Genomic DNA, 1,187 nt, shown 5'->3' with positions numbered 1-1,187 from the left:
TTGAGCTCCGCGATTCTCCGCTGGCGCTGGCTGATGGCGACGCTGTCCACCAGCCGCGCCAGCAGGGGGGCCACCTCTGGTGAGAAGCGGGGCTCGACGGGCACGAGGGCGGCGTTGCGCTCCTGGAGGCTGCGCAGCACCGTGGCGAAGTCGAGCTCCGGGCGCAGATGCACCAGCGCACGCGCCTGGGCCTGGCGTGCTTCCTCCCGGGTGAAGTCCGCGGCGGTGGGCCACGTCACCAGTAGGATGGAACCGTTGGGCAGTTCCTCCACCCGGTGGGCGGGGGTGGACAGCATGCGCTCGCGGCCTACGGTAGCCACCAGCTTCGGGCCGAACACGTTGAGCCAGCACACCTCGTAGACCTGGTCGAACCCATTGGCCCGCGCGGTCTGCTTATCGCGACCGTAGTACGGAGCGTCCGCCAGTTCCCCGTCCGCCCCACTGTGAGCCGCGGCGTAGGGCACCGGGTAATGGGAAGACCAGGCGCGGACCAGCTCCACGAACCTGCGACACCGCTCCGAGTCCATGAAGAAGGTCAGCGGCTGTACATGGAGCATGACACCCAGCTCTCGGGGAATCTGCTTGAGCCCGAAGCTGAGCGCCAATGACACGAAGGGAGATGTCGTGTGATAGAGCCCACAGCCTGAGCTGTATTCGGTACGGCGTTCCTCCAACGCTTTCCAGACAGCAGCTCGCGAGTACTTTCGCCGCCTCGTGCCTTTGACGATGTCCGGCATCCACTCACCGGCATACTTCTCGAGGGCCTCGAAGAAGGGGGCCAAGGCGCGCTTGGGGTCCATCTGTGGATCGAAAGTACCGTCCCAATAGAGATCGAGACTGTCCTCCACATTCAGATCCTGCAGCGTCAGCAGCTTCATCGGAACACCACCTCCACGCCCTTGACCCTCGATTGCACCTGATTGACCGCCTTCTCCAAGGCTTGGGTTCTCTTGGGCAAGAGCACGCCGCCCTCGTAGACGAGACGGACGTGCTGCACTTGCGCACGACGTTTCAGAGAGGGTCGTAGAATGTCCAGCGTTCCGCCGTAATAGTCCAAAGCGGCGCATGCATCCGCCTCTATCTGTGCACCCAGGGGATCGGGGTCTAGCTGCGCGAGGTAGCGGCTCTTGAAGCTGAAGGTCTCCACGCGGGGAGGCTGTCCAGCGGCGGGCTGCGCCTCGATGACG

The 1,187-nt window shown here is 64.4% G+C and carries 1 protein-coding gene and 1 pseudogene; both read right to left on the bottom strand.

The window, feature by feature from the left end; translation table 11 throughout:
- Positions 1-878: hypothetical protein (locus KY572_RS46850; protein ID WP_224250321.1), on the bottom strand; the 878-nt coding region annotated here is incomplete at its 3' end.
- Positions 875-1,187 (bottom strand): annotated as a pseudogene (locus KY572_RS46845) (hypothetical protein); the annotation flags it as partial. The gene KY572_RS46850 and the pseudogene KY572_RS46845, both read right to left, overlap by 4 nt.

Source organism: Hyalangium gracile (assembly GCF_020103725.1).
In the GTDB taxonomy this organism is placed as follows: Bacteria; Myxococcota; Myxococcia; order Myxococcales; family Myxococcaceae; genus Hyalangium; species Hyalangium gracile.
The sequence above is the reverse complement of the archived record's forward strand: the minus strand, read 5'-3'. Positions and strand labels throughout refer to the sequence as shown.